The 14,503-nt window shown below is 65.0% G+C and carries 11 protein-coding genes; 3 read left to right on the forward strand and 8 right to left on the reverse strand.

Annotated elements, in window-relative coordinates; translation table 11 throughout:
- Positions 1 to 10: 10 nt before the first annotated feature.
- On the reverse strand, positions 11 to 625 hold the full coding sequence (locus V3330_RS10590) for a LysE family translocator (RefSeq protein WP_354695392.1): 615 nt from the start codon (positions 623 to 625) through the stop codon (positions 11 to 13).
- A gap of 13 nt (positions 626 to 638) precedes the next feature.
- The gene (locus V3330_RS10595) at positions 639 to 1,085 is read right to left on the reverse strand and encodes a hypothetical protein (RefSeq protein WP_354695393.1); all 447 of its coding nucleotides are present in this window, start codon (positions 1,083 to 1,085) and stop codon (positions 639 to 641) included.
- A 203-nt stretch (positions 1,086 to 1,288) separates the two neighbouring features.
- Here V3330_RS10595 and V3330_RS10600 point away from each other — a divergent pair, with 203 nt between their 5' ends.
- The gene (locus V3330_RS10600) at positions 1,289 to 2,365 is read left to right on the forward strand and encodes a PQQ-dependent sugar dehydrogenase (protein ID WP_435791796.1); all 1,077 of its coding nucleotides are present in this window, start codon (positions 1,289 to 1,291) and stop codon (positions 2,363 to 2,365) included.
- 64 nt (positions 2,366 to 2,429) lie between these two features.
- Here V3330_RS10600 and V3330_RS10605 read toward each other — a convergent pair whose 3' ends face one another.
- Positions 2,430 to 3,113 (reverse strand): zinc metallopeptidase, encoded by a 684-nt coding sequence (locus V3330_RS10605; RefSeq protein WP_354695394.1) that lies wholly within the window; start codon positions 3,111 to 3,113, stop codon positions 2,430 to 2,432.
- Between the two features lie 123 nt (positions 3,114 to 3,236).
- On the opposite strand from V3330_RS10605, the gene V3330_RS10610 reads away from it, so the two are divergent.
- Together V3330_RS10610 and V3330_RS10615 are read left to right on the forward strand one after the other, a co-directional pair.
- Complete coding sequence (locus V3330_RS10610; RefSeq protein ID WP_354695395.1) at positions 3,237 to 4,100, forward strand: class I SAM-dependent methyltransferase; 864 nt, start codon at positions 3,237 to 3,239, stop codon at positions 4,098 to 4,100.
- A 234-nt stretch (positions 4,101 to 4,334) separates the two neighbouring features.
- Positions 4,335 to 5,447: a sensor histidine kinase gene (locus V3330_RS10615; RefSeq protein ID WP_354695396.1), complete on the forward strand. Its 1,113-nt coding sequence runs from the start codon at positions 4,335 to 4,337 to the stop codon at positions 5,445 to 5,447.
- Positions 5,448 to 5,499: 52 nt separating this feature from the next.
- Here the strand turns inward: V3330_RS10615 and V3330_RS10620 are convergent, their stop codons facing one another.
- The 5 genes from V3330_RS10620 to V3330_RS10640 form a co-directional block, all read right to left on the reverse strand.
- Positions 5,500 to 7,701 carry a TonB-dependent receptor gene (locus V3330_RS10620; RefSeq protein WP_354695397.1) on the reverse strand — a complete coding sequence of 734 codons (2,202 nt, stop codon included), beginning with the start codon at positions 7,699 to 7,701 and terminating at the stop codon, positions 5,500 to 5,502.
- A gap of 78 nt (positions 7,702 to 7,779) precedes the next feature.
- The gene (locus V3330_RS10625) at positions 7,780 to 8,622 is read right to left on the reverse strand and encodes a tetratricopeptide repeat protein (RefSeq protein WP_354695398.1); all 843 of its coding nucleotides are present in this window, start codon (positions 8,620 to 8,622) and stop codon (positions 7,780 to 7,782) included.
- Positions 8,603 to 12,022 (reverse strand): DNRLRE domain-containing protein, encoded by a 3,420-nt coding sequence (locus tag V3330_RS10630; protein ID WP_354695399.1) that lies wholly within the window; start codon positions 12,020 to 12,022, stop codon positions 8,603 to 8,605. Before V3330_RS10630 ends, V3330_RS10625 begins: the two co-directional genes overlap by 20 nt.
- A 139-nt stretch (positions 12,023 to 12,161) precedes the next feature.
- Positions 12,162 to 13,343, reverse strand: coding sequence for a cation:proton antiporter domain-containing protein (locus V3330_RS10635; RefSeq protein ID WP_354695400.1), 1,182 nt, complete (start codon positions 13,341 to 13,343; stop codon positions 12,162 to 12,164).
- A gap of 210 nt (positions 13,344 to 13,553) precedes the next feature.
- Positions 13,554 to 14,450: an alpha/beta hydrolase family protein gene (locus V3330_RS10640; protein WP_354695401.1), complete on the reverse strand. Its 897-nt coding sequence runs from the start codon at positions 14,448 to 14,450 to the stop codon at positions 13,554 to 13,556.
- Positions 14,451 to 14,503 lie beyond the last annotated feature (53 nt).

The following is a 14,503-nucleotide window of genomic DNA, read 5'->3' on the forward strand; positions in this document are numbered from 1 at the left end:
ATCACAGCGGTCACTTCAGGGTTTCCAGCAGCAATCGCCCGGCCAGCCCCAGCAGGATCACGCCGAACAGGCGCTCGAACCAAACCGCGTTGCGGCGCAGCGCGGCCAGCCAGCGCGGATTGGAGAACAGCCAGGCCACGACCAGGTACCACGCCGTGTCGATGATCCAGGCCGTGGCCGCGTAGCCGACGCGCGCCGCCGCCGGTGTGTCGCTGCCAATGACCTGGCTGAACAGCGCGATGAAGAACACCGCGATCTTGGGATTGAGGAATACGATCAGGAAACCGTCGCGGATGGCGCCGGCACCGCCGGCTGCCGGCGGAGGCTGGTCCTCGTCCGCGGGTCGCGCCAGCAGGCCGCGCAGTCCCATCCAGGCGAGGTAGGCGGCGCCGGCCCATTCGAAGGCCCGAAACACGGTTGGTGACGCGGTGATCAACAGCGCGAGGCCCGACATCGAGGCGAACGAGTACAGGCCCACGCCCGCTCCATGGGCAATGGCGGTGACCGCGCCGGCGCCCCGGCCGCCATGCAGTGTATGGCGCAGCACCACGGCCAGCGACGGCCCCGGCGACATCGCCCCGAGCATGCAGATCGAAACCACGGTAAGCCAGGTGGCGAGATTCATGGTGACTTCATGCTCATGGCCGGCGCAGGCGCAACACGGCGTAAAGCCCGCCGCCCGCTGCACCGGCCACAGCCTGGGACAACAGGCCGGGAATGGTTCGCGCGACCGCAACCGGCGTGATGCCGAACGATGCCTTCAGAATCAGGTGAACCGCGACCAGGGCCACGGCCCCGGCCAGGACGGCGAGACCGATACGCCACTCGGGGCGATGCCGGGCGAGGCCCGCGGCAACGGGTAATGCCAGGGCCAGGCCGATGGCGACGGCCGGCAGAAAGATACCGGTCATGCCTGCCCAGTCGTGCAAGACCATGCCGAACACCGTGCCCGGATCCAGCGGAACCTCGAGCCGGCGCAGGGCCAGCACGACCGCCCCGGTCGCGAACGTGGCCGCCAGCAGGTAGGCCAGCACGACGGCGGCCATCCATGCGGTCACGATCCTGATCGGTGCGGATGCGATCATGTAAGCTTTCCGGGGTTCCCATGCCAAGGCGCGTTTCGCAGGCAAGGCTAGCACACGGGCCGGCGGAGCCGAAACGGGTCCCGGCCGCGGACGGGAAGCGCACAGATTCGGAGGGGCGGCTCATGCCAACACAGATCAGTCATGCAAGCGTCCGGGCCGGTCGAACCGCTCCGGCCCGTCGTCCGCCCGGCCGGATGCTCAGCTTGCTACTCGCCGCCGCATGCGCGGTGATCACGACGACTTGCGGCGCGCAGGTCCCCTGGCGGCTGGAAACCTGGGCGACGGGTCTGGATGCGCCCTGGAGCCTGACCTTCCTGCCCGATGGCGGCGCGCTCGTCACCGAGCGGCCGGGCAGCTTGCGGCGTATCGCTGCGGACGGGTCGGTCGGTGAGCCTCTGGCGGGTGTGCCGGCGGTGTATGACGCGGGTCAGGGCGGTTTGTTCGACGTGGTCCTGCATCCACAGTTCTCCGACAACGCCCTGGTGTACCTCAGCTACGCCGAGGGTCCGCCGGCCGCCAATGCCACGGCGATCGCCCGCGGGCGCCTGACCGATGACGGCCTCGCCGGCGTCGAAGTGATCTACCGGGTCTCGCCGCGCAAGGACACGCCGGTACATTACGGTGGACGGATGGCGTTTCTGCCCGACGGCACCCTGCTGCTCACGACGGGCGACGGTTTCGATTACCGCGAAGCGGCCCAGGACATCGAGAGCGGTCTGGGCAAGGTGCTCCGCATCACCGATAGTGGCGAACCCGCGCCGGGCAATCCCTTCGCGGAAGCGCCCGATGTCTGGAGCTACGGTCATCGCAATGCCCAGGGCCTGGCGGTGGCCCCCGACGGCACCGTCTGGTTGCACGAACACGGACCGCGGGGCGGTGACGAGGTCAACCGGCTCGAGGCGGGCTCGAATTACGGCTGGCCGGCGGTAACCTACGGCATCGATTACTCGGGCGCGGTGATCTCCCCGCACACCGCTCTGCCCGGCATGGTGCAGCCCGAGTACTACTGGGTGCCCTCCATCGCTCCCTCCGGGCTGGCCGTTTACACCGGCCGGATGTTTCCGGAATGGGTCGGCGACCTGTTCGTCGGTGCGCTGGTCGACCGTGAAGTGCGCCGGCTGGACATCGAGGACGGCCGGGTCGTCGGCGAGGAAGCCTTGTTCGCGGAACGGAGGGTACGCATGCGGGACATCCGGGTGGGGCCGGACGGTGCGCTGTACCTGGTGACTGACGCAGTTCCCGGTGAGGTGATCCGGGTGACCCGCGAAAATCCGGACTGAAATTTCCGCAACGGCTCCCGTGGGTGCATCCGGCCGATCACGGGGGGCAGGACGCCCGGGCAGCCTAGCGTCGCAGGATGGCCCACCACCGCGCGATGTTGAGCAGGCTGGTCAGCGACGCGGCCACATAGGTCATTGCCGCGGCGCGCAACAGTTTGCGGGCGTGCGCAAAGTCGGACTCGTACATCAGGCCGGACTGCTCCAGCATCGGCAACGCCCGCTGGTAGCTGGCATCGAATTCGGTCGGCAGGGTCAGCAGGTGCACCAACACCGCGGACCCCAGGGTCAGCAATCCGCCCAGCAGCATCAGCCCGCCTGCCAGCGGCATACGGGTGATGGCGACGATGATCGGCGTGAACATCAGCAACGCGGCGCCGGTTTTTTCCAGCGGTCTCAGCCAGGCGACCAGCCGCGTGCGCATCCGCAGCGGCGCGAAGCCGGTGGCGTCCTGAACGGCATGACCCACCTCGTGCGCCGCGACGGTCACCGCGGCCAGCGATCGGCGCGCATGGTGGCCGGGCGACAGGCGGACGACTTTCTCGACGGGGTCGTAGTGATCTCCGCCCTCGGTCACTTCAACTTTCACGTCGCCGAGTTCCCGGGCGTCCAGCAGCCGCCGCGCCATCTCGGCTCCGGTCAGGTCGTACCGGTCGGCCGGTTCGCTGTAACGCTTCATCACGCGCTGCACCCAGATTCCGGGCCCGAGCACGATGATGAGCACGATCACGATGGGCAGTATCAAATGCACGTCGAGCGGTTCCCCGGTGGTTGCCGGCCGCTGGCCAGCCGGACGGCCTGCGACCATAATGAGACAACATGGCGATCCGTCAAGCGGATACCAAGTTCCCAAACCGAACCCCGAGGTCCCACAATGAAGCATTCCGCATTGATTATCTGCACCATGGCGCTCGTGCTCCCGGCCGGCCTGGCCACCGGTCCGGCGCTGGCGGACGAAGCCCGCCTGCAGACCGTGCTCGACGCGCAGCCGGAAGAAACCCAAGCCCGTTATTCACACCGTCATCCCCGTCAGACCCTGGAGTTTTTCGGCATCGAACCCGGCATGACCGTGCTCGAGGCCCTGCCCGGGGGCGGCTGGTATACCCGCATTCTGCTGCCCTATCTCGGCGCGGACGGGACCCTGATCGGCGCCGATTATTCGCGCGAGATGTTCCCGTTGTTCGGTTTCTTCAGCGAGGAGCAACTGGAAGCGAAAAAGACCTGGGTCGAGGATTTCAAGGCCGATGCCAACGGTTGGAGTGGCGAGGATGGCGCGGCGGTCGAGGCATTCGCGTTCGGCTCGATGCCTGGCGAGCTCAAAAACCGGGCTGACGCGGTGCTGCTGATCCGCGCCCTGCACAACCTCAACCGGTTTGAATCACAGGGCGGTTTCCTGAGCGCCGCGCTCGCGGATGTCCATTCCGTGCTCAAGCCGGGCGGCATCGTGGGTGTGGTTCAGCATCGCGCGCCGGCGGAAATGCCTGACGAGTGGGCCGACGGTTCACACGGCTACCTGAAGCAGGATTTCGTGATCGAGCGGATGAAGGCGGCCGGCTTTGAATTCATCGCGGCCAGTGAAGTCAATGCCAACGCCAAGGACCAGCCCGGTGAAGCCGACATCGTCTGGCGACTGCCGCCGACCCTGGCGACCAGTCGCGACAACCCGGAGCTGGCCGAAGCCATGAAAGCCATTGGTGAGTCGGATCGCATGACCTTGCTGTTCCGCAAGCCGGAATGAGGGCCATGCATGCGGTCCGCCGCTGCGCGGCGCGCTGAAGCATCCCAGGTCAGACCGCCGGCTGCATTGGCAGTTCGTCCCGTCGGAAGGCAGGGCCGGCGGGACGCGATGAGGCGCCCTCCCGGCGCGACGAATCGAACATCGGGCGACAGGGCGAACACAGAACAGGCTGAGCCGTCGCCCGCCGGCCGTGAAATTCAGTCTCCGTTCACGGCGAGCGGGTAAACTGGAACCATGAAAATAAGGAGTTGGCTGGAGGATCAGCGCCACCTGTTCTGGGTGCTGCACCTGGGGGGCTGGGCCGCCTGGGGGCTGATCGGCAAATACGGTCTGACACGTGCGATGCTGGGCGAAGTGGCCCCGCATTACGCCGCGTATGTCGGCGTCATCACGGTCATCGGGATCGTGCTCACGCTCGGCCTCAGGATCCTGTATCACCGGGTGTGGAAAAGCCCGCTGTGGGTGCAGGCCATCACCTTTCTCGGCGGCAGTTACCTGGCCGGCTACGCGTGGATGCGGTGCCGCGGTTATATCTATTACAACTGGCTGGAAACCGCCAAGGACGTTGAAGCCTGGATGGAGCGGCTGGGGGATGCCGCGGAGGTCTACCAGAAGGTGTCGTTCGTGGAGAGCCATTTGTCCGGGCTGAGCGTGATGCTGGCCTGGAGTGCGCTGTACTTCGCCATCAAGTACTACCGGATATTCCAGGAGGTTCGTGAAAGTGCGCTGAAGTCGGCGGCGATGGCGCACGAGGCCCAGCTAAAGATGCTGCGGTATCAGCTCAACCCGCACTTCCTGTTCAATACGCTGAATGCGATTTCCACCCTGATTCTCGAGCAACAGACCGAGCTGGCCAACCGCATGGTCACGCGGTTGTCGAGTTTCCTGCGCTACTCGCTCGACAACGATCCGATGCTCAAGATCACCCTGAAGCAGGAGCTCAAGGCCCTGCAGCTTTACCTGGACATCGAGAAGGTGCGTTTCGAGGAACGCCTCAACCTGGAATTAATGATCGATGATGACGCCCAGGACGCCCTGATCCCCAGCCTGTTGCTCCAGCCCCTGGTTGAAAACTCCATCAAGTACGGTATCGCCCGTGCCGAGGACGGCGGCACCATCCGCATCGGCGCCAAGGTTTTTGCCGGTGACCTGCTGATTCAGCTCAGCGACGACGGGCCCGGCGTGGACCTCGTCGATGGCGAGATTCCCGAGGCCAAGGGCGTGGGTCTGCGCAACACCCGCGAACGGCTGTTCGAGCTGTACGGCAGCCAGCATTCCTTCCGGCTCAGCGAAACCGACCCGCACGGCCTGACCATCAGCATCCGCATTCCCTGCGAAAAACGCTAAGAAAAAGCCCGGCCGGAGCCGGGCTTTTCGCTTTGACGCCTGGTGCGTTCGATCAGAAGCTCCAGCGGAACTCCCCGCCCCAGTAGGCCGGCTCGTTGACGAAGGCCGTGAGATTGAGGAAGTTGATGCCGCCCTCGACCGTGACCTCGTCGGTGATGTTACGACCGACCAGCGCGAAGTCCATGCCGTTGGCGGTGCGGTAACCCACCCGCAGGCCGCCCAGCCAGCGCTCTTCCTGAACGAATTCGATGGATTCGTGCAGGAACAGGTTGGACTCGTCGCGATAGTTCCAGTCGGTATTGAAGTAAATTTCGCCGTTCTGGACCGGGTGTGTGTACTCGAGCAGGAAATTGAAAATCCACTCCGGCGTGCGCGGCAGCGGGTTGCCGTCGATGAACACCTCGGTGACGGGGCCGAACGGGCCGACGCGTGTGCCAGCCACCGGGTCCAGACCGGTGCAGGTCGGTGCAGATCCGCACAGGTCATCACGCAGGCCGGGGTCGTCGATCTCGGTGTCGTTGTAGCTGAAGTTGGCCGACACGAACAAATTCTCGGTCACCTGCAGATCCACTTCGGATTCGATACCAAAGCCGTCGACCTGGTCGGCATTCAGCAACTGGTTGACGTTGGCGGCGCCGCCGGTGGCGGTCAACTGCTGGTCGTCGTTCTTGAACTGGTAAACCGATGTGTTCCAGCGCATGCGGTCGTCGAGCAGGCGGGCCTTGAAACCGATCTCGGCGGACAGCGTGTCCTCGGTCTTGGCCGAGCTGACGAAGCCGAAGCGGCCCAGGGTGACGGGGCCGCGCGAGCCGGTGGCGACGCGGCCGTACCAGGTCCAGTCGTCACTCATGTCGTAAGTGAGAGCCACATCCCAGTTGAAGAAGTCGTCCTGCACCTCGATGGATGCGGGCGCGACAAATCCGCCGGCAACGCCCGGCCCGACCGACAGGTCTTTCTCGTCGTCGGTCCAGCGCCCACCCACAGTCAGCGCGATGGTGTCGGAAAATGAATATTCAAATTGCCCGAAGAACGCGTGCGACTTGGTGTGCTGGGTCACGATGGCCGTCAGGGGCGGGGTGAGGAAGTCCTGGTTGATCAGGTCGAAGTCTTCATCGAAATAGAAGAAACCCACCTGGTAGAACAACCGATCACTCTGGCCGGCCAGACGGAACTCCTGGGTGAACTGCTCCAGGTCGTCCAGTCCGTCGCCGGTGGCGACGCCGAAGAAAACCTGCTTGCCCAGTTGGCCGATGTCGGCCGGGTTGAAGGAGATCTCGCCGCCGTCCACATCCGCGCTCTGGAAATTCTCCAGCGTGTCGTAGCCGGTGATGGACGTGAAGCTCAGGTCGTCGGAGAACGACCATTCCAGGGTCAGCGCGCCGCCGTAGTGGTCCAGGGTCAGGTCGGCGATGTCGCCACTGTCGTTGCTGACGATTTCCTCGTCGAATTCGGGCCGCAGGCCGGAACTGCCCAGCGCAATGGCGTTGGCGTAGAACACGTTCGGGTCGCTGCCGTCCTGGTTGAAACCGTGCAGCTTGAGATGGGCGGAGAAGGAGTCGGTCGCATCCCACTGAAACTGCAGGCGCCAGGCGAACTCTTCAAAACCGCCGAAATCGTCACCGGGACCGTTGACCGTGTTGTCGATCCATTTGCCGCGTTCCTGGTATTTCAGGGACGCACGCATGTGGAAGTTGTCGGACAGCGAGAAATTGCTCGCGCCCTCGACGACGAAGGTTTCGCGCGAACCATAGGCCGCGCTGAGGTAACCGTTACGTTCCTCGCTGGGCCGCACGCTGTCGATCTTGATCACACCGGCGTTGGTGTTGCGCCCGAACAGCGAACCCTGCGGCCCTTTCAGGACCTCGATCCGTTCGATGTCGAACAGGGGCAGGCTGCGCAGCGTGTTGTTTTCCAGCGAAATCTCGTCGAAGATCATCGCCACCGGCTGGTTGGCGTTGACGTCGAAATCAATGTTGCCCAGACCGCGCAGGTAGAAGCGGGGCTGGGTACGGCCGTTCGAGGTCTCGATGTTCAGCCCCGGCACACGGGCGGCCAGCGCGCGGATGTCCTGTGCGCCGTTCAGGTATTCCTTGACCATTTCGCCGCTGATGGCCGATACGGCGGCCGGAACTTCGGTCAGCGTCTGCTCGCGTTTCTGGGCGGTGACCAGCACTTCCTCCAGCGCCAGGTTCTGCGCCATCGCGGCGGGCGTTCCCAGGACGCCGGCTATGGTCAGCACGAGGGTTTTTCTCATGAATGTGCCATGCATTCTTCTTCTCCGGGTGAATGTGCCCGAAGTATAGCGCCGAACCGGGGCTCGGGTAAGCACGGCTCAGCGGTGGGGCGAATCCACGGCACCGTGTTCGGCCGACAAGCGAATCCGGATGGAAGCGGTGCAGGAAGCGCCGTCATCACGGTCTGCGCCGTTGTTCAGGCAGCCCCGTGCGGCCACCCGGGTTTTCCACACGGCCAGGCCGAGGATGGGGGCCGGCAGTTCATCCAGGTATCGGCCAGCTCCGTCCACGTCACCCAGGACCAGTGCGAGGTCCGTCGCCAGGCCTCGGAGGGCGGGGTCTCCGGGATGTCGTTCCAGACCCCTGTCGGCAGCATCTCGGGCGCGAGTCCAGCCGTCAGGACCGACGGCGGTGAGCGCCCGGGCACGTAAACGGTACAGGTCGGGTGGTGGCTGCGCCGTGCGGTCGATCGCCTGGGCGAAATCCCCGGCCGCCTCTTCATGGCGTCCCAGTGCCTGCAAGGCCAGGCCCCGGAACCGCCAGGCCGCGGGGTCGGCGGGGCGGGATGCCAGTGAGCGGCCCAGGTACTCGACAGCGGCGGTGAACCGCTCCTGGTCCAGCGCCAGCCGGCCGGCCGTTCGGTCGATGGCCGGCTCGAAAGCGCCGTGGGTTGCGCGGTCCGCGCGTGTCAGTAGGCGCGCTTGCTCCACATCGGCCTCCGCGGCGTCGTAGTCAACATGGCGCCGATGCAGATCGGCCCGTCGCAGGTAGGCGCCCACGTCCTCCGGATTCAGGGCGATTTCCGAGTCCAGTTGCGCGATCTGCGCCAACAGGTCGGGATGGGCGACAGCGGGACGCGCAACCGGACCGCCGGCCAGCGCCACAAGGGCGAGGGCCACCAGGCTCTGGCGCCGCAGGGCGTCAGAACTCGACCGTGACATCGTTGGAGCAGGTCGATGTGCCAGCCTCGCACACCCGGTAGATATAGGTCGCTCCACCCTTGTTGCCGGTGTTGTCGTGGTAGTTCCCCGAGTTGGATACCGTGGCGATCGTGCCGCCGTCACGAACAACGTCAACCTGGGAGCCACCGGCGCCGGTCCAGGTCAGATCCACGTGGTGTACGCCGCGTTGCTTGTAACCGCTCGCATCCAGGCTGATGGCCGGCGCCGGATCCGTCGTGCCGCTGGCGACGTTGGACCAGGCGGAAGCCCCCGCCGCATTGGTAGCGCGCACCCGGTAGTCGTAGGTCGTATTCGGGGTCAGTCCCGTGTCGTTTGTTCCGGTACTGCCACCGCCGGGGGTCGCGACAACAGCCCAGTTTCCGCTGCCGCCCGGTGCGCGTTGCAGGTCGAAACCGGTTTCGTCCCCGGAAGGATGCTGCCAGGCCAGAGTCAGCGAACTCGAGGTCGAGCCGGTGATCTGGAGGCCGGTTGGAGCCGCTGGCGGTTCGGATGGCATCGCGTTTTCAGAGCGGATGTAAATCTGGTCCACGAACACCGTGTCGAGCGCTCTCATTCCGGCGGTCTGGTCCGTGTCGCTCACCCGAACGTAAATCGTACCGCTTTCGCCCAGGGTTGCCGAACGAAGACTGGCCGGATCGGTGCTGGAGATTGTGAACAGGTCGGTAAAGCTGTTGTTATCCGTCGACCACGAGAAAACGAATTCATCGCCTTCAGCGGAACCCCCGGACCAGGCATTGGCCCACAGTGTGATCGCGCTGCCGGACGGTACCTGGAAACGCCACGTGTGTTCCAGGTAGCTGTACCGCCGACTCTTCTTGCCGCCGCTCTCGCGTTCGGTGATCGACTGTACCTGGCCATCGTCCGCGTGGGTGTCGGCGTAGGTGCCTGATACGCTACCCGCCGACGGCAGGTCGGCATCGGCGAGGGCGTCGGTGAAGGCCGGAGGCTCGCTGACACTGACGGTATCGGACAGGGCGTCGGTGGCGCCGTCGTCGTCGGTGACCGTCAACACGACGGTGTAGTCACCCGCTCCCGTGTAGCTGTGCGACGGGTGCTGCTGATTGGCGGTCTGGCCGTCGCCGAAGTCCCAGTCCCAGGCAACGATGGCGCCATCGCTGTCGCTCGAAAGATCGGTGAAATCACAGTCGAGGCCGCCGCAACTGAAGCTGAAATCGGCGATCGGATCGGCGTTGGGGGTGTCGACCGGCACGCGGTAGGTCACCTCCAGCCGGGGCCGGGCCATCGCGGTGCCCGACTCTCTGGAATGAAAATCGGCGCCGTCCGATGTCGTGGGGTCGCTGATGACGATGCCGTGATTTCCGCCGGGTGCGTCGATCCAGTTTTGCACCGTCGCCACGCCCGCCGCGTTCAGCGTTATGGTCAGCGGACCGGTGGCGGTTGCGCTCACGCCGCAGAGTGGCTGATTGTCGCGGTCGCCGGCCCCGAGTGCGCCCGGGCTGCTCCAGGGGGAGCCGTTGGCGGCCTGATTCCAGGTGACCTCGGGTTCGGCCCAGGCGCGCTGCAGTCTGTAACAGCTGTAGGAACCACCGCTGGCGTTGGTGACTTCGAGACCGATCGCAGCCGATTCGACCTGCGAACCCGGGGGAATAGAGGACAGGTCCCAGGACAGCACGATGCTCATGTCGCTGCCGCTGCCCGACGGATCGTCGCCGTCGACCTGCAAGCTCGTCTCCAGGCCGTGCGGCGTGGTGGCGGAAGCCTGACGGATGTAGGCGTCGGCCGTTCCCAGGTAGCCCGGGTCGGGGGCCAGCCCATCCTGAAACGCGACCGTCCGGGTTTCAAAGAAGTCGAAGTTCACGCTGCTGTCGGGCGCGATGGTATTGCCGGATACATCTTTCAAATGGTTGACCACCAGCGTGTAGCTCGCTCCGTTGATCATCGCCGAGGTGGTCAGGCGCACGGTATCGGCCGCTGTCTGCTGCGCGGCATCGCTGACGGTGAGGCCGGTGATGGTGTAATTGGCGGCGTTGTTGGCTTCGACCGGGTCCAGGGCTTCGTCGAATTCGACCCGAACGTGAGTGGCGTCTTCGGCGGTCGCAGAGGCAATCAACGGAGGATCGGAATCCGGGGTTTTCAGCACGGTGAATTCGTCCTGCACTGATCCCGTCTGGTCCAGGAACACGACATCCATGCGATTGCCGGACACATCCAGCACCAGCGAGCCCAGTGAATTGAGCGACACGAACATCGCCGGGTGGTCCAGCGCCCCGCCGGAAATCTTGCCCGAGCTGCCGGCCACGGCATACACCGCGCCGGCGTTCTGGGCGGCCACGAGATCGGGTTTTTCGTAAGCGCCGTCGCCGCTTTCACTGCCGTCGCCGGGATCGAGCACGTGGGCGACGGGGTCGAGACTGGTCGATGCGCCGTAATGACCGTCGAGCAGGTAGGACCGCTCATAACTGTGGCTGTGGCCGGTCATGACGAGATCCACACCCCAGGCCTCCAGGATGGGGAGGGCGTTCTGGCGCATGTCGATCAGCCGTCCCTCAGTGTCGGAATTGTGCGAGCCCTTGGTATAGGGCGGATGGTGCCAGTAGGCGATGACCCATGGCTGGGTGTTCAACGCGAGGTCGCTCTCCAGCCATTGCAGCATCGTGCCGGACGGCGAGCGATCGGTGTCGTAGGAATCCAGGCAGACGAAGTGGATATTGGCGTAGTCGAAGGAGTAATACGCCTCGGTGCCGGACGCCAGTCCACCGGCCTCGGCGGCGGTCGGCAGGTCGAAAATATCGTAATAGGGGCCGGTCTGGGTCGCCGAATCGGCCGTGTGACCGTCATGATTGCCAAGAGTCGACCACAGGGTGAGCTGGCGCAGTATTTCCGGGTAAGTGTCGAACACCGCGGCCTGGTACTCCGCGTCGGTACCGTCGCTGTAGGCGTTGTCGCCGAGCATCAGCCAGAAGTCCGCCGGATTCGACGACGACCAGGTCTTGTAGGCGTCACGCACGGCGCGTGCGTTGGCGTCGGCCGTGCCGGAATCACCCACCACCCAGATGCGGGTTGCCGCCGGCAGGCCCGGAGTGGGAGCGGTCTGGAAATGAAAACTCGCATCGCCGGCGATCGTTCCTATGGAATCGCCGACCGCGTACCAGTACTGCTGCGCCGGGTTCAGTCCGGCCAGCCGCACGCTGTGTTCGGTGCGCGAACCCGCGACGGTGACCATCTGATCCAGGTTTCCCGGATCCGGGCCGAACCGGACGACGGAGTCCGTGACCACATCGGTGCGCCAGCGCACGGTGATGGCGGTATCGGTCTGCAACTGCAGGTAGGGACCGCGGGTGACGGCGGCCGCATGTGCCGATGCGGTCAGCAGCAGGCCAAGCAGGACGGGAGCAACGCGTATCATGAGGATTTTCATGAACTTTTCCCCTTGCGGTATACAACCATCATAGCGCATCGCGGCCGGTTGGCACGCCGTTCATCGTGTGCGGCCTCGCGTATGGATTTGCTGGAACCGATGGCAGCACGACCGGGCTCCGTGCCCGGCTGCCTGGTTTTCAATCCCGGCGCAGCCGGTCGTTGGCGGCCACAGGGGTCGGAAAATTCAGCACCACGATGGTCGAGGATCCGATGAAGGTAATGATGGTGGCCAACTGGATCATGATCACGACGGGTTTGCCGATGAACGGACTTTGCAGTGCGAGAAACGTAATCAGCAGCGCGAACTCGCTGAGCTGGCCCAGCCGCCAGCCGGTCTCCCAGGCCAGCCTGGGGCTTTCGGAGACGCTGGCGATGGCGAAGCGGAATACCGTGGGTTTGAGTGCGAGCATGAGCGCGGCCAGCAGCGAAGCCGGCAGCAGGACTTCGCGCGCGACCACCAGGTCGAGGCTGGCGCCCAGCGCGAAGAAAAACAGGACCAGGAAGAAATCGCGTAAAGGCTTCAGGCTGATGGTGATGAACTGGGCGACCGGGTTGGCCGCCACCACGATGCCGCCGATGAAGGCGCCGATCTCGTAGGACAGGCCGATGAACTTCCCCAGTTGTGCGATTCCCAGGCACCAGGCGATGGTCAGCAGAAAGACGTACTCCTGCACCCGGTCGAAGCGCCGGAACAGCGTCATCAGCACATAACGTTCCAACAGCCAGGCGATGCCGATGAGCGCCGGCAGGGCCAGTATCAGCAGACCGATGTCCAGCAGCACGGTGTCCACCACTTCCTCGCCGCCCAGGCCCTGCAGGGCGAGCAGTACGAGGATGGCGATCAGGTCCTGCAGCAGCAACACGCTGATGATGACTTCGCCGGTGTGCCGGTGATGCAGCACCGTGGTCGGCAGCAGCTTGAGCCCGATGATGGTGCTGGAAAACATCGCCGCGACGCCCACCAGCAGACTCTCGTGATTGGGGAATCCGAAGGCGCGCGCCAGGGCCCAGCCGGCCAGGCAGAATGCGGTCGATGTCAGCAGGGTCACGATGGTGGTCTGCCTCAGCATCTGCACCATTTTCTGTGGCGACAGGTCCAGGCCCAGCAGAAACAGCAGGAAGATGATGCCGATCTCCGCGATGTCGGCGATCAACTCGGTGTCGCCCACCCAGCCCAACGCCCAGGGCCCGAATGCCACGCCGACGAAGATGTAGCCGATGATCAGCGCCTGCCGCGCGTACAGCGCCAGGGTGGTGACCACGGCGGCCCCGGTGAAAATCAGGAACAGCGAGACGACGATGGAGTGTTGTTCGGCCACTCGTCGGGTCAGTCCGGACGGACTGCAAGCATTTTCGGAAAGTCGTGAAGCCGGACCGGGCCGTTCGCCCGGATGTCCGGGCGGGGAGACGGGCGGTTCGGGTTCGCGGTCATGACGGTCGGGTGCTCAAACAGGTGACATACCTGTTTGTACCACAAATGACGGCGCCGGAACGAAGCCCCGGCGCCGGGTGATCGGGAGGCGGGTGGTTTACTGCGCCATCTTCACAATCGCTTCCCGTACCACCGGAAACGTCGTGGAGGTCGGCATGACCAGTTCGAAATGCCCGGCATCCGGCGGCACGATGATCGGAACTTCCTCGCCCGCGGCGCGCGCTTTCTCCTGGTATGCCCGTGACACGATCAGCCAGCCTTCGTCGTGCGCACCGTTGATGATGAGTTGTTCCAGACCCAGTGGCAGCAGTTCGGAGGCCGAGCCGTGCTGGTAGCGCAGCGGATACTCTTCCGGCGTGCCGCCGACGAGTCGCTCGGCCGCCCCGCTGCAGGTCTGGTTGCGGTGGGTCAGTTCCAGGTCCGCGGCCGGCGCGAGACCAATCACGCCCCTGGCCTGCAAGGGGTCGGGCAGGTACAACGGGCTGTCCGGCGGCAGCTTGTGCCGTGCGGCCAGCCACAGGGCCAGGTGACCGCCGGCCGAGTGGCCGGCGATGACCACGCGATCCAGATCCAGCGGGTAATCCTCCGCGATGTCGCGTAGCCGATCCGCGCCGTTGGCCACGTCGAGGAAGGTGCCGGGCCAGCCGCCGCCTTCGTTGCCGATGCGGCGGAATTCCAGGGTCCAGGTGGCGATGCCGTGTCGGGTCAGGTCGTCGGCCATCGCGCCCAGGTGCTTGATGTCGTATTCAGCCAACCAGCAGCCGCCGTGTACCAGCACCGCGACCGGGAACGGGCCCTCGCCTTCAGGCAGGCGGAGGTCGGCGAACTGCAGCGGATCGTCGCCGTATGGGAAACGGGCATCGGCAGGTGGCTCGGGCATCGCGAGCAGTTCCGGGACGCCGGCGAGTTCGGGTTTTTCTTCAGCGCTCATGGGTGTCGATACCAGGCAGCAGGTCAGGGTGATCAGGCAGATTCGCGGGATTGAAAGTTTCATGGCTTCGGAATGCTACACCGTTTCGGGTTGCGCATGCCCGCAGCGTGCGTTGC

It is taken from the genome of Elongatibacter sediminis, assembly GCF_037892215.1.
Taxonomy (GTDB): domain Bacteria; phylum Pseudomonadota; class Gammaproteobacteria; order Xanthomonadales; family SZUA-36; genus Elongatibacter; species Elongatibacter sediminis.

Bases quoted from the DNA above. Each gene is read 5' to 3' on its own strand.
- V3330_RS10620 (WP_354695397.1), bottom strand. From the start codon at position 7,701: ATGAGAAAAACCCTCGTGCTGACCATAGCCGGCGTCCTGGGAACGCCC.
- V3330_RS10610 (WP_354695395.1), top strand. From the start codon at position 3,237: ATGAAGCATTCCGCATTGATTATCTGCACCATGGCGCTCGTGCTCCCG.
- V3330_RS10625 (WP_354695398.1), bottom strand. From the start codon at position 8,622: ATGTCACGGTCGAGTTCTGACGCCCTGCGGCGCCAGAGCCTGGTGGCC.
- V3330_RS10615 (WP_354695396.1), top strand. From the start codon at position 4,335: ATGAAAATAAGGAGTTGGCTGGAGGATCAGCGCCACCTGTTCTGGGTG.
- V3330_RS10590 (WP_354695392.1), bottom strand. From the start codon at position 625: ATGAATCTCGCCACCTGGCTTACCGTGGTTTCGATCTGCATGCTCGGG.
- V3330_RS10630 (WP_354695399.1), bottom strand. From the start codon at position 12,022: ATGAAAATCCTCATGATACGCGTTGCTCCCGTCCTGCTTGGCCTGCTG.
- V3330_RS10595 (WP_354695393.1), bottom strand. From the start codon at position 1,085: ATGATCGCATCCGCACCGATCAGGATCGTGACCGCATGGATGGCCGCC.
- V3330_RS10640 (WP_354695401.1), bottom strand. From the start codon at position 14,450: ATGAAACTTTCAATCCCGCGAATCTGCCTGATCACCCTGACCTGCTGC.